This window comes from Pseudomonas sp. JH-2 (assembly GCF_036231725.1).
GTDB classification, from domain to species: domain Bacteria; phylum Pseudomonadota; class Gammaproteobacteria; order Pseudomonadales; family Pseudomonadaceae; genus Pseudomonas; species Pseudomonas delhiensis.
Map to the genome: position 1 here is coordinate 1 of NZ_JAZAQP010000046.1, position 21,421 is coordinate 21,421.

A 21,421-nucleotide genomic window follows, 5' to 3' on the forward strand; every position below is an offset into this window, starting at 1 on the left:
GGCATCCTGGCCAGCGCTCGCTTCCCCATGCACACCAGCCTGCTGGAAGGGGTAAACAACCGCATCAAGGTGATCAAGCGCATGGCCTATGGCTTCAGGGACTCCACCTACTTTTTCCTGAAAATCAAGGCCGCCTTCCCCGGGAAAGCGCGATGAACCTATTTTTTGTGGGGTGCTCGCTGGTGGTTTCGGTGTGTTGGGTGGGCGCCGTTCCCTCTCCCCAGCCCTCTCCCTGAAGGGAGAGGGGGCTAGTCTGTGCCGAGAGGAGGAATGGTTTCAGCCGGTAATCACTGTGCTAGCCGGCTAACGCCGAAATATCAGCATCTGCCCAACGGTCCCCTCTCCCTTCAGGGAGAGGGTTAGGGAGAGGGCGCGGAGGTTGGCATGGCAGCGGCGCCGCCGGTTACCTCGTTCGCGAGCAAGCTCGCTCCTACAGGGGAATGGCGCAGATCAACCCTCCACCACCCGGTAGCACGGCTCGTAGGCCGCGCCGCCCGGCAGCTTCATCCGGTGCTGCTTGACGAAGGCGTGCAGCAGCTCGTCCAGGCGGCGCATCAGCGCCGGTTCGCCGTGGATCTCGTAGGGGCCGAACTCCTCGATCGCCCGCACGCCCTTTTCCTTGACGTTGCCGGCGACTATCCCGGAGAACGCCCGGCGCAGGTTGGCCGCCAGTTCGTGGGGCGGCAGGTCGGTGCTCAGCTGCAGGCCGGCCATGTGCTCGTGGGTGGGGTCGAAGGGGCGCTGGAAGCCGACGTCGATCTTCAGCAGCCAGTTGAAGTGGAAGGCGTCGTTGCGCTCGCGGCGGAACTGCTTGACCTCCTTCAGGCCCTGGGCCATGTGCCGCGCCACTTCGGCGGGGTTGTCGACGATGATCTGGTAGCGCCGCTGCGCCGCCTCGCCCAGGGTGGCGCCGACGAAGGCGTGCAGTTGCTCGAAGTAGGCCGAGGCGCTGCGCGGGCCGGTGAGCACCAGGGGGAAGGGCAGGTCCTGGTTGTCCGGGTGCATGAGGATGCCCAGCAGGTAGAGGAACTCCTCCGCCGTGCCGACGCCGCCGGGGAAGATGATGATGCCGTGGCCGACGCGGACGAAGGCCTCCAGGCGCTTCTCGATGTCCGGCAGTATCACCAGCTCGTTGACGATGGGGTTGGGCGCCTCGGCGGCGATGATCCCCGGCTCGGTCAGGCCCAGGTAGCGGCCGCCGTGGTGGCGCTGCTTGGCATGGCCGATGGTGGCGCCCTTCATCGGCCCCTTCATCACGCCCGGGCCGCAGCCGGTGCACACGTCGAGATTGCGCAGGCCCAGCTCGTGGCCGACCTTCTTGGTGTACTTGTATTCCTCGGTGCTGATGGAGTGGCCGCCCCAGCACACGACTATCTTCGGCTCCACGCCCGGGCGCAGGGTGCGCGCATTGCGCAGCAGGTGGAAGACGTAGTCGGTGATGCCCTGGGAGGTGTGCAGGTCGACGCGCTGGTCGTCCAGTTCGTTGGCGGTGTAGACGATGTCGCGCAGGGCGCTGAAGAGCATCTCGCGGGTGCCGGCGATCATCTCGCCGTCGACGAAGGCGTCGGCCGGCGCGTTGACCAGTTCCAGGCGCACGCCGCGGTCCTGCTGGTGGATGCGTACCTCGAAGTCGCAGTAGGCGTCGAGGATGGTCTTGGCGTTGTCGATGCGCGCGCCGGTGTTGAGGATGGCCAGGACGCACTGGCGGAACAGTTGGTAGACGCTGCCCGAGCCGGCTTCGCTGAGTTGCTGGACTTCGCGCTGGGACAGGGTTTCGAGGGTGCCCTTGGGGCTGACCGAGGCATTGATGGTGGGTCTGGGGGACATTACAGCTTCCATTGGTGCGGATGCCCGGGAGGGCACCTGGGTACTCGACCGCGCGCTGGCGGTGTCCTGCCCCGGTGTGGCCGCAAGGGCGGCCCGGTGAGGGTGGGGCTTATCCGGATAGTAGTGCGTGGGGAGCGAGGCGGCGAGCCCTGCGGATTGCCATCACGGCGGCGGGCCGGCCTCGGCCGCCCGCCGGGAGGCGGGAGCCGGACGACGGGGAAGGGGCGTTCAGCCGGCCAGGGCGGCCAGCGGAATGCCCTCGTGGTTGGGCAGGTAGCCGTTGCCCAGGGACAGGCTGACCGGCTGGCGCTGCGGTTTCAGGAAGCCCAGCAGGGCATCACGGGTGTCCTGCCAGCCCTGCTTGTGCTCGACGTCGATGAAGTGCCCGGCGTTGCGGATGGTGCGGAACTCGCAATCGCGGATCAGCTGCTGGAACAGCTTGGCCTCGGCCGGGGTGGTGTAGATGTCCAGCTCGCCGTTGACGAACAGCAGCGGGATGTCGATGGCGGCGAACTTCTCCATGTAGCTCTCGGCGCTGAGCTTGAGCACCTGGCAGACGTGGAAGTGCATCTGCCGGTACTCGTGATCGTCCAGGCCGGCGACGTGGCGGAAGTTGTAGCGCTTGAACAGCTGCGGCAGGTAGCGGCCGATGGTGTCGTTGACCAGGTTGGCGACGTTCGGCCGGTCGCAGGCGCCGAGGTAGTCCAGGCCGCGGTGCAGGTAGTCCAGCATCGAGGCGTTGAGCAGCGGCGAGAAGGAGCTGATCACCGCCTTGCGGATGCGGCTCGGGCGCTGCGCCAGGGCCAGCAGGGTGGCCACCCCGCCCCAGGAGAAGGACATCACCACGTCGGCGCGGTAGTGCTCGATCAGGCCCAGCAGCAGCTGCGCCTCGTACTCCTTGCTGATGAACTCGCGGCAGTCGTTGTGCGCCTTGGACCCGCCGGCATAGGGCTGGTCGTAGCAGACCACGTTGAAGTGCGGTTGCAGGTATTTCACCGTTTGCGCAAAGGAGGCGGTAGTGGACAGCGAGCCGTTGACCAGGATGATGGTCTGGCGTGCTTCCCTGTTGGCGTGGAACTCCGTGTATACCCGGTGTTGCAGAATCTCGACGACGGCGGTTTCCGGCCTCATGTCGCTTCCTCCATACGCAGCTCGAATGGATGCACCCCACGATCGGGTGCGAGAGAACTACCAGGCAGAAGGAAAACGCCTCGAGGTGACAGCTTCATGTCACACGGCGAAAGTTCATATTTTCTTTATTTTCAAAAACTTATAATTGCAAAAGCGAAGCGTCGAACCTCTTTTCGAGGGCCGTGCGCGGGGGCTTTCGAGGCAGGTAGGAAAGGCCGGGCGGGGAAGTGCCGGGCGGAAAAATCTTCTTGGACGTGATGCGTGACCGATGAGTCACGCATGGGGCAGAGTTAAGCAGGACGGTTCGTCGACCGCAACCCTGTGCCGGGCGTTTTCCCACTGCCGTCGACCGGGAATCCGACGAACTGCGTTTTTCCGGCAAAAGGCCAGCGCCCTATTACACTTTCCTTCAGTCGTTTCCTGCGAATCCTCCAGCCGCGGAAGAGGTCGTTGCGCTCCTCCCTGGCCGACACAATGGATGGGTCGGATTCATGGTCGTGCACCCTGTTTTGCGAACCGGGCTGGCTTTCGCCGTGCTGGCCTGCCTGTGCCTGCCCGCGGCCGCGGATGATCGCTACGGCTGCACGCAACCCGTGCGCCTGGCGTTCTACCGCAACCAGGTGTTCTACCACGACGGCAAGGGCCTGGACGCTGACCTGGTGGCCGAGCTTGCGCGCCGCACCGGCTGCGCCTTCGAGGTCTCGGTGCGGCCACGGGCGCAGATCTGGACGGCCCTGCAGCGTGGCGAGCTGGACATGGCCACCAGCGCCGTGGCCACCGCCGAGCAACGCCGCTACGCCTACTTCGTGCCCTACCTGCACTTGCGCGAGCGGCTGATAGTGCCGCTGGACCTGTCCGCCGACCTGCACAGCCTGGACGACTTCCACGCGCTGCCGGGCGTGCGCCTGGGCGCGGTCGCCGGCTACAACCACGGCCCCTACCTGGACGCCATGCTGCGCATCCTGCGCAGCGAGGGGCGGGTGCGCGAATACGTCGACGAGACGGCCTGCTTCAACGCATTGCTGGGCGGCGAGGTGGACGGGCTGATCGGCCACGAGCTGAGCCTGGCCGGCCTGCTCCACGACCCGGCGCTGCGTCACCGTTTCCGCGGCATCGACGTGGCCCGCGGGACCGGCGTGCCGCGCAGCCTGGTGCTGGCTCGCGGGCGTTTCAGCGCGGCGCAGAGCGCGCAGTGGCAGCGCCTGTTCGAGGACCTGCGGCTGGACGGCTCGCTGGCCCGCATCTTCCTCGGCAACGCGCCGCTGGACGTCGCGGCGTCGCTTCTCGACAACGGCTACCGACCGACGCCCGATGGGCTCGGCGAACAGGACGAGGCACCATGAGGGCAGACAAGCGCGGCATTCCCCTGCAGGTCCTGGTGACCGGCGCCATCATCCTGAGCATGCTGGTGCTGGCCGTGTCGCTGCTGGTGCAGGGCTACCGCGGCGTGGAAGGGGCGCTGGTGACGGCGGCGGGCGAGTCCGCGGCGCAACTGGGGGTGACGGTCAACGAGCGCATCCGCCGCCTGCTCGACCCGGCGCAGAACACCCTGCGCCTGCTCAGCTACGACGGCATCTCGCAGACCGACAACCTGCCGGCGCGCCTGGAGCGCCTGCCCATGCTGGCGGAGAACCTGCGCGCCAACCGCACCCTGAGCGCGCTCTACGTCGGCTACCCGAACGGCGAGTTCCTGCTGATCCGCGCCCTGCGCACGGCGAAGGCGCGGCAGGCGCTCAAGGCGCCGGACAAGACCCTCTACCTGGTGCAGAGCCAGACCCTCGGCGAGCAGGGCGCGCTGGTCGGCGAGTGGCGCTTCTACGATGCGCGGCTGCAACTGCTGCAGCGCCAGGAACGCCCCGACTACCGCTACGACCCGCGCCAGCGCCCCTGGTACAAGGACGCCTACACCGGCAAGGGCACGGTGCTGACGCAGCCCTACGTGTTCTTCACCACCCAGGAGATCGGCCTGACCCTGGCCCTGCGCAGCGTCGACGGCGCGGCGGTGATCGGCATGGACGCCTCGGTGGACGACCTGGCCACCGAGATGGGCGACCTGCGCCAGACCGCCAACACCGAGCTGGCGGTGCTCGGCGCGCAGAACACGGTGATCGCCTACCCGGACCTGGGGCGCCTGCTGCGCCACGACGACCACGAGGTGCGCCTGGCCCACCTCGACGAACTCGGCGTGCCCAGCCTGGAGCGCCTGGTGGAGCTCGGCGGCCCGGCCGGCACGCCGCAGCGCTACCAGGTGGCGGGAGAGGACTGGTACGGCATCTGGGTGCCGCTGGTGAACTTCGCCAGCGGCCAGGCGCGGGTGCTGATCGGCATCCCGGCCGACGAACTGCTGGCCGGCGCGCGCCAGGTGCTGTTGCGCCAGGCCGCCTGGAGCGGCGCGCTGCTGCTGGTCCTGCTGCTGCTCGGCTGGCTGATCGGCCGGCGCATCGCCCGCCCGCTGCGGGCCCTGGCCGACCAGGTGGGCGCGCTGGCGGCCTTCGACTTCGCCCGGCCGGTGGGCGTCGACTCGAAGATCCGCGAGGTGCGCGAGCTGAGCCGGGTGCTCGGCGGCATGTCGCGGACCATCCACAACTTCCAGGGCATCACCCTGAGCCTGAGCCGCGAGACGCGCCTGGACAGCATGCTCGCCGAGGTGCTCACGCGCCTGGTGGAGGCCACCGGCGTGCGGGGCGGCGCGGTGTACCTGCTGCAGGAGCAGGACAACCGCCTGGTGCAGGCCTGCGCGGTGAACGGCGGGCACTACCCGCAGTCGCTGCTCATCGAGGGCTTCGACGAGGCGCAGCTGGCCAGCCTGGTGGACCAGGCCCTGAGCGGCCGCGGCCGGCACATGGAGGTGCCGCTGCGCAACCGCAGCGAGGAACTGCTGGGCATGCTGGTGCTGCAGCTGCAGGAGGAGGGCGAGCGCCGGCGCCAGCCGCGGCGGCCGTTCAAGCGCTTCGTCGAGGAGCTGTCCGGGGCCGCCGCCGTGGCCATCGAGACGCGCCAGCTGATCGAGGCGCAGCAGCGCCTGCTGGACGCGATCATCAAGCTGCTGGCCGATGCAATCGACGCCAAGAGCCCCTACACCGGCGGCCACTGCGAGCGGGTGCCGCAGCTGGCCGACATGCTGGTGCAGAAGGCCATCGACGACCGCGACGGGCCCTACGCGGCCTTCGCCATGAGCGACGCCGAGCGCTACGAATTCCAGATCGCCGCCTGGCTGCACGACTGCGGCAAGATCACCAGTCCCGAGTACGTGGTGGACAAGGCCACCAAGCTGGAGACCCTGTACAACCGCCTGCACGAGGTCCGCATGCGCTTCGAGGTGCTCTGGCGCGACGCCGACATCCGCTACTGGCGCGGCCGCACCGAGGGCGGCGAGGAGGCGGCCCTGCGCGAGCGGCGCGATGCCGAGCAGCAGGCGCTGCGCGAGGACTTCGCCTTCGTCGCCCAGGCCAACGTCGGCGGCGAGTTCATGCGCGACGAGGACATCGAGCGCCTGGCGCGCATCGGCGAGCGCCGCTGGTGGCGGCACTTCGACGACCGCATCGGCATTTCCCACGACGAGGCCGAGCGCCTGGCGGCGACGCCGGCCGAGCCGCTGCCGGTGGAGGAGCGCCTGCTGGCCGACAAGCCGTCGCACCAGGTGCCCTGGGGCGAGCGCAAGCCGCCGGTGGCCCGGGACGACCCGCGCAACGCCTGGGGCTTCGACATGCGCCTGCCGGCCTTCGCCAGCCACTACGGCGAGCTGTACAACCTGGGCATCCGCCGCGGCACCCTGACCGACGAGGAGCGCTTCAAGATCAACGAGCACATCGTCCAGACGCTGATGATGCTCAGCGCGCTGCCGCTGCCCCGGCACCTGCGCCGGGTGCCGACCATCGCCGCCAACCACCACGAGAAGATGGACGGCACCGGCTACCCGCGGCGGCTGTCGGGCGAGGACATGAGCATTCCCGAGCGGATCATGGCCATCGCCGACATCTTCGAGGCGCTGACCGCCGCCGACCGCCCCTACAAGGCGCCGAAGACGCTCTCCGAGTCGCTGAAGATCCTCGCCTGCATGGCCCGCGACCGCCACGTGGACGCGGGGCTGTTCCGCCTGTTCGTGGCCAGCGGCGTCTACCGCGAATACGGCGAGCGCTTCCTGCGCCCGGAGCAGATGGACGTGGTGGACGAGGCGGCGCTGCTGGCGATCGTCGAGGCGGACCAGGCGGAGAAGGCCTGAGCCGCAGCGTAATGCTGTTTACTACGGCGTTATCCGCCGAATCGCGGACAGAGTCTGCTACGTTGCAGGCGAGCATGGCTTCTCGTAGGAGCGAGCTTGCTCGCGAACCCTGGGTTTCCTCGTTTGCGATAGTTCGTAGGGCGCATAACGCCTACGGCGTTATCCGCCAAATCGCGGACAGAGTCCGCTCCTACGGTTCCAGGAAGCACGGACGTAGGAGCAGACTCACCGGCCACGCCGGACGCCCCGGTAGCACGGCCAACGGCGGATAACCGCGAACGGTTATTCGCCCTACGGTCGGGCACGGTCGTAGGCGGACTTCGTCCGCGATTGGATTCACCGGCTACGCCGGACGCCCCGGTGGCACGAACAGCCCCCTTTCCTTCCGGGGGCCGCGTCAGCGCGGCGAGTCCAGCGCCACGCTGCCCTCGGCCTGGAACAGCACCAGGTGGTCGGCGGCCACGCCGATGCCGACTTCCTCGCCCGGCTGGTGGTCGGCGTGGCTGGGGAAGATCGACTCCAGCAGGGTGCCGGTGGCCAGTTGCAGGCGGTACAGGGTGGCCGCGCCGAGGAACGACTTGCCGACGATGCGCGCCTTCAGCGGGCCCTGCGGGGCGTAGACCAGGTCGTCCGGGCGCAGCAGCACGTCCACCGCGCTGCCCTGGGGCAGGCTGTAGGCGCGGTTGCCGCGCAGCACGCCCAGTTCGGTCTGCACGCTGTCCGGGTCGAGCATCTGCCCGCGGATGAAGTAGCCCTGGCCGATGAAGCTGGCGACGAAGGGCGTCTGCGGCTCGTGGTAGAGGTTGAAGGGGGTGTCCCACTGCTCCAAGTGGCCGTGCTTGAACACGCCGACCTGGTCGCTGACGGCGAAGGCCTCTTCCTGGTCGTGGGTCACCAGCACGGCGCTGGTGCCGCGTGCCTTGAGGATTTCGCGGACCTCGTGGCTGAGCTTGCGGCGCAGCTCCACGTCGAGGTTGGAGAAGGGTTCGTCGAGCAGCAGCAGCAGTGGCTCGGGGGCCAGCGCGCGGGCCAGGGCCACGCGTTGCTGCTGGCCGCCGGACAGCTCGTGGGGGTAGCGCCGGCCGAGCTTGTCGAGCTTCACCAGCTCCAGCAGCTCGGTGACGATGCGCCGGCGCTCGGGGTGCTTGCGGATGCCGAAGCCGACGTTGTCCTCCACCGTCAGGTGCGGGAACAGCGCGTAGTCCTGGAACACCATGCCGATGCGGCGCTTCTCCGGCGCCAGGGTGAAGCCGGGGCGCGAGATGGTCTCGCCGGCCAGGTGGATCTCGCCTTCCTGCACCGGCTCGAACCCGGCGATGGCGCGCAGGGTGGTGGTCTTGCCGCAACCCGAGGGGCCCAGCAGGCAGCCGATGTCGCCGGCGTTCAGGTGCAGGCTGACGTCCTGCACCACGCGCTGTTGCCCATAGCCACAGGAGAGGTTTCTGAGTTCGAGCAACAGCGGTCGGGTCATGGATGGTGCCGTGGAGAAAGAAGCGGAGGCAGAGAGTTTACACGTGGCGAATGAGAATTACTCGCCAGCGCGATGCCGGCGACCCCGTGCCGCACGGCAGGCCGGGGCCGCGCGGCGGCAATGAGGGCTCAGGCGTAGTGGGCGTGTTCGACCAGCAGTTCGAGCAGCGCCTTCTGCGCGTGCAGGCGGTTCTCCGCCTGGTCCCAGGCCACCGAGCGCGGGTCGTCCAGCAGGTCCTCGCTGATCTCCTCGCCACGGTGCGCCGGCAGGCAGTGCATGAACAGCACGTCCGCGGCGGCGGCGTCGAGCAGCTCGCGGCTCACCTGGTAGGGGCGGAAGGTGCGCAGGCGCGCCTGGGCCTCGTCTTCCTGGCCCATGGAGGCCCAGACGTCGGTGCTCACCAGGTGCGCGCCGGCCACCGCCTCGCGCGGGTCGCGGACCACGCGCACGCGCTCGCCGGCCAGGGCCTGCAGCGCGGCGCTGGGCTCGTAGCCCTCGGGGCAGGCCACGCGCAGCTGGAAGTCGAAGCGGATGGCCGCCTCGATGTAGCTGTTGCACATGTTGTTGCCGTCGCCGATCCAGGCCACGGTCTTGCCGGCGATGCTGCCGCGGTGTTCGTGGAAGGTCTGCATGTCGGCCAGCAACTGGCAGGGGTGCAGGTCGTCGGACAGGCCGTTGATCACCGGCACCCGCGAGTTGGCGGCGAACTCGGTGAGGGTGCTGTGGGCGAAGGTGCGGATCATCACCGCGTCGACCATGCGCGACATCACCTTCGCCGCGTCGGCGATGGGCTCGCCGCGGCCCAGCTGGGTGTCGCGCGGGGAGAGGAAGATCGCCTGGCCGCCGAGCTGGATCATGCCGGCCTCGAAGGAAATCCGCGTCCGGGTGGAGGCCTTCTCGAAGATCATGCCCAGCACGCGGTTCTTCAGCGGCTCGTAGAGCACGCCTCGGTCGCGCAGGTCCTTCAGCTCGCTGCCGCGGCGGATCAGACCGAGGAGTTCGTCGGTCGTGTAATCCAGCATCGAGAGGAAGTGCCTTGCGCTCATGATTCAGTACCTACTGCTTATTCTCAGAGTTGCGACCGAGGGTCTGGCCGGCTTTTCGAGAAAAAACGGACTGAACCTGCGGCCTGACCGCATGCAGCGGAAATTTAGGGGGAAGACGCGATCCTATAAGGAAATTACGCATTCACGCAAGTTTGCCACGGAGCGCCCCGCCGGGCAGCTGCGCGGCCCCGATTCGCGCCTATATCCCGCGATTCACTGCACTTAGGCTTGTGGCGCTCGCCGCAGCGCCGTTCCATAGTGCTCGCTCTGGTAACGACCGGCCCGCGAAGGTCGGCGCAACAACAAGAGGCGAGCCATGAGCAAGACCCTCCACCACCGTGCGTGCCACCTGTGCGAGGCCATCTGCGGCCTGACCATCGAGACCGAGGAACAGCGCATCCTGTCGATCAGGGGCGATGCGCAGGACAGCTTCAGCCGCGGCCACGTCTGCCCCAAGGCGGTGGCCCTGCAGGACATCCAGAACGACCCCGACCGCCTGCGCCAGCCGATGCGGCGGGTCGGCGGCGAGTGGCAGCCGATCGCCTGGGAAGAGGCCTTCGAGCTGGTCGCCGCGCGCCTGGCGGAAATCCGCGAGCGCCACGGCAACGACGCCGTGGCCGTGTACCAGGGCAACCCCAGCGTGCACAACTACGGGCTGATGACCCACAGCAACTACTTCCTCGGCCAGTTGAAGACGCGCAACCGCTACTCGGCCACCTCGGTGGACCAACTGCCGCACCACCTGGTCAGCCAGCAGATGTTCGGCCACGGCCTGCTGATCCCCATTCCGGACATCGACCATACCGATTTCATGCTGATCCTCGGCGGCAACCCGCTGGCCTCCAACGGCAGCATCATGACCGTGCCGGACGTGGAAAAGCGCCTCAAGGCCCTGAAGGCCCGCGGCGGCCGCCTGGTGGTGGTGGACCCGCGGCGCACCGAGACCGCGGCGCTGGCCGACCAGCACCTGTTCGTCCGCCCGGGGCAGGACGCGGCCTTGCTGCTGGGCATCCTCGACGTGCTGTTCGGCGAGAACCTGGGGCGCGCCAGCCACCTGCCGGTGGCCGGGCTGGACGAGGTGCGCGCGGCGCTGGCGCCCTTCGGCGTCGAGGCCATGGCCCGGCGCTGCGGCGTGCCGGCGGCGGATATCCGCGCCCTGGCCCGGGACTTCGCCGCCGCCGACAAGGCGGTGTGCTATGGGCGCATGGGCGTCTCCACCCAGCGCTTCGGCACCCTCTGCCAATGGCTGGTGCAACTGATCAACCTGGTCACCGGCAACCTCGACCGCGTCGGCGGCAGCCTCTGCACCACGCCGGCGGTGGACCTGGTGGCCAGTACCTCCGGCGGTGCCTTCGGCCGCTGGCACAGCCGGGTGTCCGGCCTGCCGGAATACGGCGGCGAGCTGCCGGTGGCGGCGCTGGCCGAGGAAATGCTCAGCGAGGGCGAGGGCCAGGTCCGCGCGCTCATCACCGTGGCCGGCAACCCGGTGCTCTCCACCCCCAACGGGCGGCGCCTGGAGCAGGCCCTGGACGGCCTGGAGTTCATGCTCGCCATCGACCTCTACATCAACGAGACCACGCGCTACGCCGACCTCATCCTGCCGCCCACAGCGCCGCTGGAGCACGAGCACTACGACACCACTTTCAACGTCTTCGCGGTGCGCAACGTCACCCGCTTCAACGAGGCGGTGCTGCCCCGGCCGGCTGGCGCGCTGCACGATTGGGAGATATTCGTCGGCCTGGCCAGGGCCTATGCCGCGCGCCAGGGCACCGAGCTGAAGCCGACGGCGCCGCCGGAGCAGATGATCGACATGGGCCTGCGCTTCGGCCCCTACGGCGATGCCAGCGAGCACAAGCTGAGCCTGGCGCGCCTGCGCGAGCACCCCCACGGCCTCGACCTGGGCCCGCTGCAGCCGAACCTGGCAGCGCGGCTGAAGACCGCCAGCCACCAGGTGGAGGCCGCGCCGGCGCTGTTCCTCGCCGACCTCGGGCGCTTCGCCGACACCCCGGCGCCGGCCGAGGGCCAATTGCTGCTGATCGGCCGCCGCCACGTGCGCAGCAACAACTCCTGGATGCACAACTACCACCGCCTGGTGAAGGGCAAGCCGCGCCACCAGTTGCTGATGCACCCGCAGGACCTGGCCAGCCGCGGCCTGGTGGACGGCCAGCGGGTGCGGGTACGCTCGCGGGTGGGCAGCGTCGAGATCGAGGTGGCGGCCAGCGACGAGGTGATGGCCGGGGTGGTCAGCCTGCCCCATGGCTGGGGCCACGCGCGCCCCGGGGTGCAACTGGCCATCGCCAGCGAACAGGGCGGCGCCAGCGCCAACGACCTGACCGACGAGCGCCACCTGGACACGCTGTCCGGCAACGCCGCGCTCAACGGCGTGCCGGTGGAGGTGGAGGCGGCCTGAAGTCGGCGGTAAAGCCGAGCGCGGTGCTCGGCTTTCCGGTACACTGCCGGCAAAGTACCGGCTGCATGGCCGGGCAGTAGCGAAGTTCAGCCGAGGTTAGCCAATGGACATCATCGATACCATCAAAGAGCAGATCGCCAACAACCCCATCCTGCTGTACATGAAAGGTTCGCCGAACGCTCCGCAGTGCGGCTTCTCCGCCCGCGCCGCGCAGGTGCTGATGGCCTGCGGCGAGAAATTCGCCTACGTCGACATCCTGCAGAACCCGGAAATCCGCGCCAACCTGCCGAAGTACGCCAACTGGCCGACCTTCCCGCAGCTGTGGGTGGGTGGCGAGCTGGTCGGGGGCAGCGACATCCTCGTCGAGATGTTCGAGAAGGGCGAACTGCAGCCGCTGATCAAGCAGGCCGTCGGCAACGCCGAAGCCTGATCGACGGCGTAGCCGTCGTAGCGAAGAACCCCGCGCCAGCGCGGGGTTTTTCATTTGTGCGGGGAAGGGATTCGAACCGATGGACGACCGCAAGAGGGCCCGCGCGGCCCGTTGGGCCTGCGCCTTCTGCTTCGGCGCGGGCGGGCTGGTGCATGGCAGCGTCATGGGGCGCATCCCGGCGCTGAAGAGCCTCACCGGCGTCGACGAGCAGGCGCTGGGCCAGGCGCTGCTGGGCGCCGGGCTCGGCGCGCTGCTGGCGTTCTCCTTCGCTGGCGCCCTGGTGCGCCGCCTCGGCAGCCGGTGGGTGACACTGGCCAGCGCCGCGGCGCTGCTGCTGGTGTTCCCGCTGCTGGGGCTGTGCCACGGCTGGTGGGAGCTGGCCCTGGCGCTGCTGCTGGTGGGGCTGACCTTCGCCACCCTGGACGTGGCGATGAACACCCAGGCGGTGGAGGTGGAACGCCTGCTGGGCCGGCCCTGCCTGTCCAGCCTGCACGGCATGTACAGCCTCGGCGGCCTGCTCGGCGCGCTGGGCGCGGCGTTGCTGGCGGGGCTCACGCCGTTCTGGCATTTCAGCCTGCTCGCCGTGCTGGCGCTGCTGGCCCTGCCGCTGTTCGGCCGGCGCCTGCTGGAGGGGCGCAGCGAACCGCAAGCCGAGGCGCAACCGCGCCGGCGCGGTCCGCGGCTGCCGCCGGCGGCGCTGGTTGGCCTGGGGCTGCTGACGCTCTGCGCGTTCGTCTCCGAAGGCGCGGTGGCGGACTGGAGCGCGCTGCTGTTGCACAGCGTCCTGGGCGCTTCGGAGCGGGTGGCGGCGCTGGGCTTCGCGGCCTTCTCGGCGACCATGGTGGTCGGCCGGCTGTTCGGCGACCGCCTGCGCCTGCACGTCGCCGACGTCGCCCTGGTGCGCGGGCTCAGCCTGCTGGCCATCGCCGGCATGCTGCTGGCGCTGTTCGGCGGCCGCGTCGAGCTGTCGGTGGCGGGCTTCGCCCTGGTCGGCCTGGGCCTGTCGGTGGTGGTGCCGATCCTCATCGGCGCGGCCGGCAACCGGCCGGCCGTGGAGGCGTCCAGCGGCGTCGCCGCGGTGGCGTCGTTCGGCTATGGCGGGCTGCTGCTGGGGCCACCGCTGATCGGCATCCTGGCCGAGCACATCGGCCTGCGCCTGGCATTGCTGGTGGTGGTGGGGCTGTGCGCGGGGCTGCTGTGCTGGGCGCACCTCGTGCGCCGCCCGCAGCAGGCGGGGTAGAGCAGGGCCGGGGCGCCGCGCGGGGCGGCGCCCGTAGCCATCAGTCGTCTTCGTGCATGTGCGACTGCAGGTAGTTCTCCAGGCCGACCTTCTGGATCAGGCCGAGCTGGGTCTCCAGGTAGTCGATGTGCTCTTCCTCGGACTCGAGGATGTTCTTGAGCAGGTCGCGGCTGACGTAGTCATGCACGCTTTCGCAATGCACGATGGCGTCGCGCAGGTCCTTCGCGGCCTTGAGTTCCAGGTTCAGGTCGCACTGCAGCATTTCCTGGGTGTTCTCGCCGACCAGCAGCTTGCCCAGGTCCTGCAGGTTGGGCAGGCCCTCGAGGAAGAGGATGCGCTCGATGAGCTTGTCCGCATGCTTCATCTCGTCGATCGACTCGTGGTACTCGTGGGCGCCGAGGCGCTTCAGGCCCCAGTCGTTCCACATGCGCGAGTGCAGGAAGTACTGGTTGATGGCGATCAGCTCGTTGCCGAGGACCTTGTTCAGATGCTGGATGACTTTCTTGTCGCCTTTCATGCCGAGTCCTGCCGTATGGAGTGGGGTAGGACTGAAATTTTGGGCTTCTTATAACCTGATGTCAAACGTAAGCTATTGATTTAGTTATAAAAAGGAATATGAATACGAATGTTTTCATTCCGCAGTTAGACGCTAAATACTTGAATTGCGGGCATAAAAAAACCGGGCCTGGGCCCGGTTCTTCTGGCGTATGCCGAATCGGCATCGCTCAACTGGCGGCATAGGCCAGCGAGTAGTTCATCGATTGCGCGCCCTGCAGATCACCGAGGGTCTCGCGCACCACCTGCTTGGCGAGGCAGGCGCACTTGCCGCACTGGGTGCCGACGCCGGTGCTCTCGCGCACTTCGCGGTAACTGCAGCATCCCTCGTAGATCGCGTCGCGGATCTGGGTATCGGTAACACCTTGGCAGAGGCAGACGTACATGGATGGCACTACTGGTGTGGGGTTGTTGGCGTCGATACTAATGTTAATGAGAATGATTGTCAAAGTTTGAGGGGCGACATTCCGGCATGGCGACGAATGGTCTTTTTGAGCGGCGAAGGGTGAGTCAGGCCCGCCTCGCCGTAGGGCGAATAACCGTTCGCGGTTATCCGCCGTTGGCCGTGCCATCGGGGCGTCCGGCGTGGCCGGTGAGTCCAATCGCGGACGGAGTCCGCTCCTACGGTCGTGCTCGCGAACGGTGCTTACCGGCGGCGGCTGTGTTTTGGACTGGCTCCGCGCCCTCTCCCCAGCCCTCTCCCGCAAGCGGGAGAGGGGGCTGTCCCGAGCGGCCGGGAAGCAAGGCGCCATCCTTTCCCCTCGTCACTCCCGCGAACGCCGGAACCCGTAGGGCGGATCCTGAACCAATGGTTCCAGGAGGCACGGTCGTAGGAGCGGACTCCGTCCGCGATTGGACCCGCAGGCCCTGCCAGCCTCTGCAGTGGCACGAAGACCCCCAACGAAAAAGCCCCGCGCATCGGCGGGGCTTTTTCATGGCAGTGGCTCAAGGACCAAAATCAGTCCTCATCCTCCATCCACCCACCACATTCCTTCCACCGGTTGACGATCCCGCAGAACAGCTCGGCGGTCTTCTCGGTGTCGTAGCGCGCCGAGTGCGCCTCGCGGTTGTCGAACTCCATGCCGGCGGCCTGGCAGGCCTTGGCCAGCACCGTCTGGCCGTAGGCCAGGCCGGCGAGGGTGGCGGTGTCGAAGCTGGAGAACGGGTGGAACGGGTTGCGCTTGAGGCCGGTGCGGTTCACCGCGGCGTTGAGGAAGCCGAGGTCGAAGCTGCTGTTGTGGCCGACCAGGATCGCCCGCTTGCAGCCGTTGGCCTTCAGCGACTTGCGCACGCCACGGAAGATCTCGGTGAGTGCCTGCTCCTCGGCCACCGCCATGCGCAGCGGGTGGTCGAGCTTGATGCCGGTGAACTCCAGGGCCGCCGCCTCGATGTTGGCGCCTTCGAAGGGCTCGACGCGGAAGAAGTGGGTATGTTCCGGGAACAGGTAGCCGTTCTCGTCCATGCCGATGGTCACCGCGGCGATTTCCAGCAGGGCGTCGGTGGCGCAGTTGAAGCCGCCGGTCTCGACGTCCACCACCACCGGCAGGTAGCCGCGGAAGCGGCGCGCCATGGGGTGGCGCGGGCCGGGGGGGAAGTTGCCGTCGAATTCTTCTTCGTAGTGCTCTTCACTCATGCGCCGGCCTCCAGCAGGCGCCAGCGCAGTTTTTCGCCGGCGCGCAGGGGCACCACCTCATGATCGCCGAAGGGCAGGCTGGCGGGCGCCTGCCATTCCTCGCGGACCAGGGTGATGCTGTCGGCGTTGCGCGGCAGGCCGTAGAAGTCCGGGCCATGGAAGCTGGCGAAGGCTTCCAGCCTGTCCAGGGCGTTGCGCTGCTCGAAGGCTTCGGCGTACAGCTCGATGGCGGCGTAGGCGGTGTAGCAGCCGGCGCAGCCGCAGGCCGCTTCCTTGGCGTGGCGGGCGTGGGGCGCCGAGTCGGTGCCGAGGAAGAACTTCGGGCTGCCGCTGGTCGCGGCGTCGAGCAGGGCTTCCTGGTGCACGTTGCGCTTGAGGATCGGCAGGCAATAGAAGTGCGGGCGGATGCCGCCGACCAGCATGTGGTTGCGGTTGTACAGCAGGTGGTGGGCGGTGATGGTGGCGCCGACGTTGGCCGGGGCGGCCAGGACGAACTGCGCGGCGTCGCCGGTGGTGATGTGCTCGAAGACCACCTTGAGGGTGGGGAAGCGCTCGACCACGCGGGCCAGGTGCTCGTCGATGAAGCGCTTCTCGCGGTCGAACACGTCCACCTCGGCGCGGGTCACCTCGCCGTGCACCAGCAGCGGCAGGCCGACCTCGGCCATGGCTTCGAGCACGTGGAAGATGTTGTCGATGCTGGTCACGCCGGAATCGGAGTTGGTGGTGGCGCCGGCCGGGTACAGCTTGGCGGCGTGGACGAAGCCGCTGGCCTTGGCGTTGCGCACGTCCTCGGGGCTGGTGCGGTCGGTGAGGTAGAGCACCATCAGCGGTTCGAAGCGGCTGCCGGCCGGGCGCGCGGCGAGGATGCGCTGGCGGTAGGCGTCGGCTTCGCCGGCGTTGCGCACCGGGGGCACCAGGTTGGGCATGACGATGGCGCGGCCGAAGGTGCGCGCGGCATCGCCGACGGTCTGGGCGAGGGCGGCGCCGTCGCGCAGGTGGATGTGCCAGTCGTCGGGGCGCAGCAGGGTCAGGCGGTCGGACATGGGGATACCAGAGGACGATTTGCAGCGGAGTTAAGTGGGGAAATGCTACCGGAAAAGCCCGTCGCCGGCACTCGCTATCAAGTTTTACCGGCCCTGTCCGATATCTCCTGGGTACTTTCCAGCATTACCCGGAGCCATCCGTGCGCCATTCCTACCTTCTCCTGCTCGGCCTGTGCGCCAGCGTGCCGGCCTGGGGGCTGACCTTCCAGACGCGCCTGGAGAACGCGCGCTGGACGGCGGCGGGCGATCAGTTCGAATGCCGCCTGTCGCAACAGGTGGATGGCTTCGGCGTCGGCGAGTTCGTCTGGCGCGCCGGCGAGCAGCCGACCTTCCGCCTCAAGCCGCAGCGCAACTGGGCCGGCAGCGGTTCGGCGACGCTCCTGGCGGCGGCGCCGCCGTGGCGGCCGACCCAGGTCGACATCGACCTGGGCCCGGTGGCCCTGGTCGCCGGCGAGGTGTCCTTCACCAGCAGCCAGCAGCAGGCCGGGCGCCTGCTCGACGGTGTGCTGGAAGGGCGCAGCCCCGAGGTGCGCCTGCGGGCGGCGGGTGGCCAGGACCTGCGGGTGCGCCTGCTGGCGGCGCGTTTCGCCGATGGTTACGCGCAGCTGCAGGACTGCTCGACGAAGATGCTGCCGGTGAACTTCGACCAGGTGCGCCAGGCCCAGGTCGGCTTCCCCGGCGGCGGCGACGCCCTGGACGCCGTGGCCCGGGCCAAGCTGGACATCGTCCTGCAATACCTCAAGGCCGACCCGACGGTGAACCGCATCGAGCTGGACGGGCATTCCGACAACAGCGGCAACCGCCTGAGCAACCGCGACATCTCGCGGCGCCGTGCGCTGGCGGTGATGGAGTACCTGAAGGCCCACGGCGTGCCCGAGGAGCAGGTCACCGTGCGCTTCTACGGCGAGCGCTACCCGCTGGTGAAGAACAACTCCGAGGCCAACCGCGCGCGCAACCGCCGGGTGACCCTGCACCTGTCCCGCGAGGCGCTGCCGGAAACCCCGCCGGCACCCACCGCCACGCCCAATGCGGCGCAGCCCGGCACCACGCCGCCCGAGGCCCCGGCGCCCGCCGCGCCTCAGGCCAAGGCACCGGCTGGCAACGCCCCGGCCTCGGCGCCGCCGGGCCAGCCGAGCGCCCGCGGCGCCTAGTCGCACCCTCGATAGAATCTGTCGCTTTGTCGTCAAAAGCTGTCGCGCCTCTATAATTTCTCGAAGCGCAGCAGTAGAATCGGGGGTTTTCGTGACAACCCCCCGTGGAGTGATGGCATGGCGGACGTGAAGAAGGTAGTCCTGGCGTATTCCGGTGGCCTGGATACCTCGGTGATTCTGAAGTGGCTGCAGGATACTTATAATTGCGAAGTGGTGACCTTCACTGCCGATCTCGGCCAGGGCGAAGAGGTCGAGCCGGCCCGTGCCAAGGCGCGAGCCATGGGCGTCAAGGAAATCTACATCGATGACCTGCGCGAAGAGTTCGTCCGCGATTTCGTCTTCCCGATGTTCCGTGCCAACACCGTCTACGAAGGCGAGTACCTGCTGGGTACCTCCATCGCGCGCCCGCTGATCGCCAAGCGCCTGATCGAGATCGCCAACGAGACCGGCGCCGACGCCATCTCCCATGGCGCCACCGGCAAGGGCAACGACCAGGTGCGTTTCGAGCTGGGCGCCTACGCGCTCAAGCCGGGCGTCAAGGTCATCGCCCCCTGGCGCGAGTGGGACCTGCTGTCCCGCGAGAAGCTGATGGACTACGCCGAGAAGCACGAGATCCCGATCGAGCGCCACGGCAAGAAGAAGTCGCCGTACTCCATGGATGCCAACCTGCTGCACATCTCCTATGAGGGCGGCGTGCTGGAGGACACCTGGACCGAGCACGAAGAAGACATGTGGAAGTGGACCACCTCCCCGGAGAAGGCCCCCGACACCCCGACCTACATCGAGCTGACCTACCGCAAGGGCGACATCGTCGCCATCGACGGCAAGGAAATGACCCCGGCGCAGGTGCTGACCGAGCTGAACCGCATCGGCGGCATCAACGGCATCGGCCGCCTCGACATCGTCGAGAACCGCTATGTCGGCATGAAGTCCCGCGGCTGCTACGAGACCCCCGGCGGCACCATCATGCTCAAGGCCCACCGCGCCATCGAGTCGATCACCCTGGACCGCGAAGTCGCCCACCTGAAGGACGAGCTGATGCCGCGCTACGCCAAGCTGATCTACACCGGCTACTGGTGGAGCCCGGAGCGCGAGATGCTGCAGCAGATGATCGACGCCTCCCAGGAGTACGTGAACGGCGTGGTGCGCCTGAAGCTGTACAAGGGCAACGTCATCGTGGTCGGCCGCAAGTCCGACGACTCGCTGTTCGACGCCAACATCGCGACCTTCGAGGAAGACGGCGGCGCCTACAACCAGGCCGACGCCGCAGGCTTCATCAAGCTCAACGCGCTGCGCATGCGCATCGCCGCGAACAAGGGCCGCAAGCTGTTCTGATAAGCTTGCACCCCTGAGCCAGACGAACCCCGGCCACGAGCCGGGGTTCGTGTTTTGGAAGCCCGGAACAGGGCCTGATTGAGGAGTACGCACCCCATGAGACTGCTGCATACCATGCTGCGCGTCGGCGATATGGACAAGTCCATCGCCTTCTACACCGAAGTCCTGGGCATGACCCTGCTGCGCCGCAAGGACTACCCGGACGGCCAGTTCACCCTGGCCTTCGTCGGCTACGGCGCCGAGGACGAGAACAGCGTCATCGAGCTGACCTACAACTGGGGCGTGGACAAGTACGAGCTGGGCACCGGCTACGGCCACATCGCCTTGGAAGTGGACGACGTCTACAAGGCCTGCGAGGACATCCGCTCCCGCGGCGGCAAGATCACCCGCGAGCCGGGCCCGATGAAGCACGGCACCAGCATCCTCGCCTTCGTCGAGGACCCGGACGGCTACAAGATCGAGCTGCTGTCGCCGCAGCGCAAGGACTGAGGTTACCCCTGGAGGCGAGTAGCCGGCCTCCGACACCAAGTTCGAGCCGCCTGGCCCCTTCGGCCAGGCGGCTTTTTCATGCCCGCCGCGATGTTACCGAATGAACCAGGCATCGGTAGGGACCTGGGCATGGCCGCCCCACCTCGCACGTCGGTTAATCCCCCTGTTCAGCATTGAAACGTCGAACCTTGGCCGGCGTATCGGCACTCGGCGAGTTTTTCATTCAACTGGCTGATTCCAAAGGTTTAATGCCTGAAACACGGATTTCCTGCCGAGCCCAATGGGCTGGCATGTCTTCTGCTATTTCCCCGGGGAAACATTGTTTCATGGGGGAAGTAGCTGAATCAGAGCCTTGCTCAGGGAGGAGCCGGGGGAGCGCTGCCAATGGCGCTCTATCGAATAGCCATTGCGGATTTCGAGCCTTCTTTGTGCCGTTCGTCGACATGACGATTGCGGTTGCGCGGAGGGCTTGGCCGAAGGCGACGAAGAACAAGAAAAGGAAGGGAAATGAAGGCGCCACTTTTTGCCTTGGGTGTCGTGGGCTACCTGTTGCAACAGCCGGTTCTGGCAAGGAACGTCGATCCGGTGAAGCTGCCGCCGGTCAATCTAGGCGGCGGTTTCTTCGCCGAGGGCCTGGCGAGGCCGGGGCACCACCTGATGTTTCAACAGAACTTCTATTCGGTTGAAAACATAAAGGACGGCTACGGAGAGGAAACACCCGGGGAAAAGAACAACCGAATAAGCACCAGCATTTTTCAATATGCGCTCAATACCTCGCAGAAGGTGTTTGGCGCCGAATACGGTTTCACGGTCAGGCTGCCCGTCATCCACTCGGACATCGATGTCGAGGGCGGGGCCAGGGGGCGCGACGCCGGTGTCGGGGACATCACCCTGCGGCCGGTGAAGCTGACCTGGCGCGACATGCCGCTCGGCTCCGGGCGGCTCACCCTGCAGTCGATCCTGGCGCTGACCTTGCCGACCGGCGCCTATGACGCCGGGCAGCAGGTCAATGTCGGGAGCAACTACCTCTACCTGAACCCCATGTTCGCCGGCACCTACTTCAGTGGGCGCTGGAGCCACAGCTTCAACCTCGGGTATGTCTGGAGCGAGCGCAACGACGACCCCGTCGGCGGCCGGGCCCGGAGCGTCCAGCCCGGTGCGGCCATGAACCTGAGCCTGTCGAGCGGCTACCTGGTATCGGAGCGCCTCAGGCTGGGCCTGGCGGGCTACAGGCTGGAACAGTTGCACGACGATCGCATCGACGGGCGCAGGGTCGGCCGCTCGAAGGAGTCCGTCTCCGCGCTCGGGCCGGCCTTCTCCTATTTCCATCGCCAGGCACGGCTGGGCTTCGGGGTGGCCTGGTACGAGGAGTTCGACGCCAGGAACCGGGGCCAGGGTACCCGGGTGATCGCCAATATCCACAAGGGTTTCTGAGGAG

General features: G+C 67.7%; 18 protein-coding genes. 10 read left to right on the plus strand and 8 right to left on the minus strand.

Features of this window, described 5'->3' with window-relative positions:
- Window positions 1-156, plus strand: a 156-nt coding sequence (locus tag VV867_RS24480; RefSeq protein WP_328567821.1) for a transposase, incomplete at its 5' end; no start/stop codon positions are given.
- Between the two features lie 294 nt (window positions 157-450).
- Here the strand turns inward: VV867_RS24480 and ppnN are convergent.
- Both ppnN and VV867_RS24490 read right to left on the minus strand, forming a co-directional pair.
- A complete protein-coding gene (ppnN, locus tag VV867_RS24485) occupies window positions 451-1,827 on the minus strand; it encodes a nucleotide 5'-monophosphate nucleosidase PpnN (protein WP_328567796.1) in 1,377 nt (458 codons plus the stop codon).
- Window positions 1,828-2,055: 228 nt separating this feature from the next.
- Window positions 2,056-2,958, minus strand: coding sequence for an alpha/beta fold hydrolase (locus tag VV867_RS24490; protein ID WP_089394773.1), 903 nt, complete (start codon window positions 2,956-2,958; stop codon window positions 2,056-2,058).
- Between the two features lie 491 nt (window positions 2,959-3,449).
- Between VV867_RS24490 and VV867_RS24495 the strand changes: the two genes are divergently transcribed.
- Window positions 3,450-4,301, plus strand: coding sequence for a substrate-binding periplasmic protein (locus tag VV867_RS24495; RefSeq protein ID WP_109934939.1), 852 nt, complete (start codon window positions 3,450-3,452; stop codon window positions 4,299-4,301).
- A complete protein-coding gene (locus VV867_RS24500; protein WP_328567797.1) occupies window positions 4,298-7,180 on the plus strand; it encodes an HD domain-containing phosphohydrolase in 2,883 nt (960 codons plus the stop codon). Before VV867_RS24495 ends, VV867_RS24500 begins: the two co-directional genes overlap by 4 nt.
- A gap of 397 nt (window positions 7,181-7,577) precedes the next feature.
- On the opposite strand, the gene VV867_RS24505 is transcribed toward VV867_RS24500, so the two are convergent.
- Both VV867_RS24505 and argF read right to left on the minus strand, forming a co-directional pair.
- Window positions 7,578-8,651, minus strand: a complete 1,074-nt coding sequence (locus VV867_RS24505) for an ABC transporter ATP-binding protein (RefSeq protein ID WP_328567798.1) — start codon at window positions 8,649-8,651, stop codon at window positions 7,578-7,580.
- Between the two features lie 128 nt (window positions 8,652-8,779).
- Window positions 8,780-9,697 (minus strand): ornithine carbamoyltransferase, encoded by a 918-nt coding sequence (gene argF, locus VV867_RS24510; RefSeq protein WP_328567799.1) that lies wholly within the window; start codon window positions 9,695-9,697, stop codon window positions 8,780-8,782.
- A gap of 316 nt (window positions 9,698-10,013) precedes the next feature.
- Between argF and VV867_RS24515 the strand changes: the two genes are divergently transcribed.
- The 3 genes from VV867_RS24515 (at window position 10,014) to VV867_RS24525 (ending at window position 13,777) form a co-directional block, all read left to right on the plus strand.
- Window positions 10,014-12,107 (plus strand): molybdopterin oxidoreductase family protein, encoded by a 2,094-nt coding sequence (locus VV867_RS24515; RefSeq protein WP_328567800.1) that lies wholly within the window; start codon window positions 10,014-10,016, stop codon window positions 12,105-12,107.
- 103 nt (window positions 12,108-12,210) lie between these two features.
- The gene (grxD, locus tag VV867_RS24520; RefSeq protein WP_058070522.1) at window positions 12,211-12,537 is read left to right on the plus strand and encodes a Grx4 family monothiol glutaredoxin; all 327 of its coding nucleotides are present in this window, start codon (window positions 12,211-12,213) and stop codon (window positions 12,535-12,537) included.
- A gap of 79 nt (window positions 12,538-12,616) precedes the next feature.
- Entirely contained in the window at window positions 12,617-13,777 is a 1,161-nt protein-coding gene (locus VV867_RS24525; RefSeq protein WP_328567801.1) for an MFS transporter, read from the plus strand.
- Between the two features lie 40 nt (window positions 13,778-13,817).
- On the opposite strand, the gene bfrB is transcribed toward VV867_RS24525, so the two are convergent.
- From bfrB to pyrC, 4 genes are all read right to left on the minus strand, one after another.
- Window positions 13,818-14,294 carry a bacterioferritin BfrB gene (gene bfrB, locus VV867_RS24530; protein ID WP_009618404.1) on the minus strand — a complete coding sequence of 159 codons (477 nt, stop codon included), beginning with the start codon at window positions 14,292-14,294 and terminating at the stop codon, window positions 13,818-13,820.
- Window positions 14,295-14,502: 208 nt separating this feature from the next.
- Entirely contained in the window at window positions 14,503-14,718 is a 216-nt protein-coding gene (locus tag VV867_RS24535) for a bacterioferritin-associated ferredoxin (RefSeq protein ID WP_089394108.1), read from the minus strand.
- Window positions 14,719-15,290: 572 nt separating this feature from the next.
- Entirely contained in the window at window positions 15,291-15,965 is a 675-nt protein-coding gene (gene rnt, locus VV867_RS24540; RefSeq protein WP_109935142.1) for a ribonuclease T, read from the minus strand.
- Window positions 15,962-17,008: a dihydroorotase gene (gene pyrC, locus VV867_RS24545; RefSeq protein WP_109935143.1), complete on the minus strand. Its 1,047-nt coding sequence runs from the start codon at window positions 17,006-17,008 to the stop codon at window positions 15,962-15,964. Before pyrC ends, rnt begins: the two co-directional genes overlap by 4 nt.
- Before the next feature lie 140 nt (window positions 17,009-17,148).
- On the opposite strand from pyrC, the gene VV867_RS24550 reads away from it, so the two are divergent.
- The 4 genes from VV867_RS24550 to VV867_RS24565 all read left to right on the plus strand — a co-directional run bounded on the left by VV867_RS24550 (window position 17,149) and on the right by VV867_RS24565 (window position 21,417).
- Window positions 17,149-18,159 (plus strand): flagellar protein MotY, encoded by a 1,011-nt coding sequence (locus tag VV867_RS24550; RefSeq protein WP_328567802.1) that lies wholly within the window; start codon window positions 17,149-17,151, stop codon window positions 18,157-18,159.
- A gap of 117 nt (window positions 18,160-18,276) precedes the next feature.
- The gene (locus tag VV867_RS24555) at window positions 18,277-19,494 is read left to right on the plus strand and encodes an argininosuccinate synthase (protein ID WP_109935145.1); all 1,218 of its coding nucleotides are present in this window, start codon (window positions 18,277-18,279) and stop codon (window positions 19,492-19,494) included.
- 96 nt (window positions 19,495-19,590) lie between these two features.
- Window positions 19,591-19,983, plus strand: a complete 393-nt coding sequence (gloA, locus tag VV867_RS24560) for a lactoylglutathione lyase (protein WP_009618415.1) — start codon at window positions 19,591-19,593, stop codon at window positions 19,981-19,983.
- A gap of 507 nt (window positions 19,984-20,490) precedes the next feature.
- A complete protein-coding gene (locus tag VV867_RS24565; protein ID WP_328567803.1) occupies window positions 20,491-21,417 on the plus strand; it encodes a SphA family protein in 927 nt (308 codons plus the stop codon).
- Window positions 21,418-21,421 lie beyond the last annotated feature (4 nt).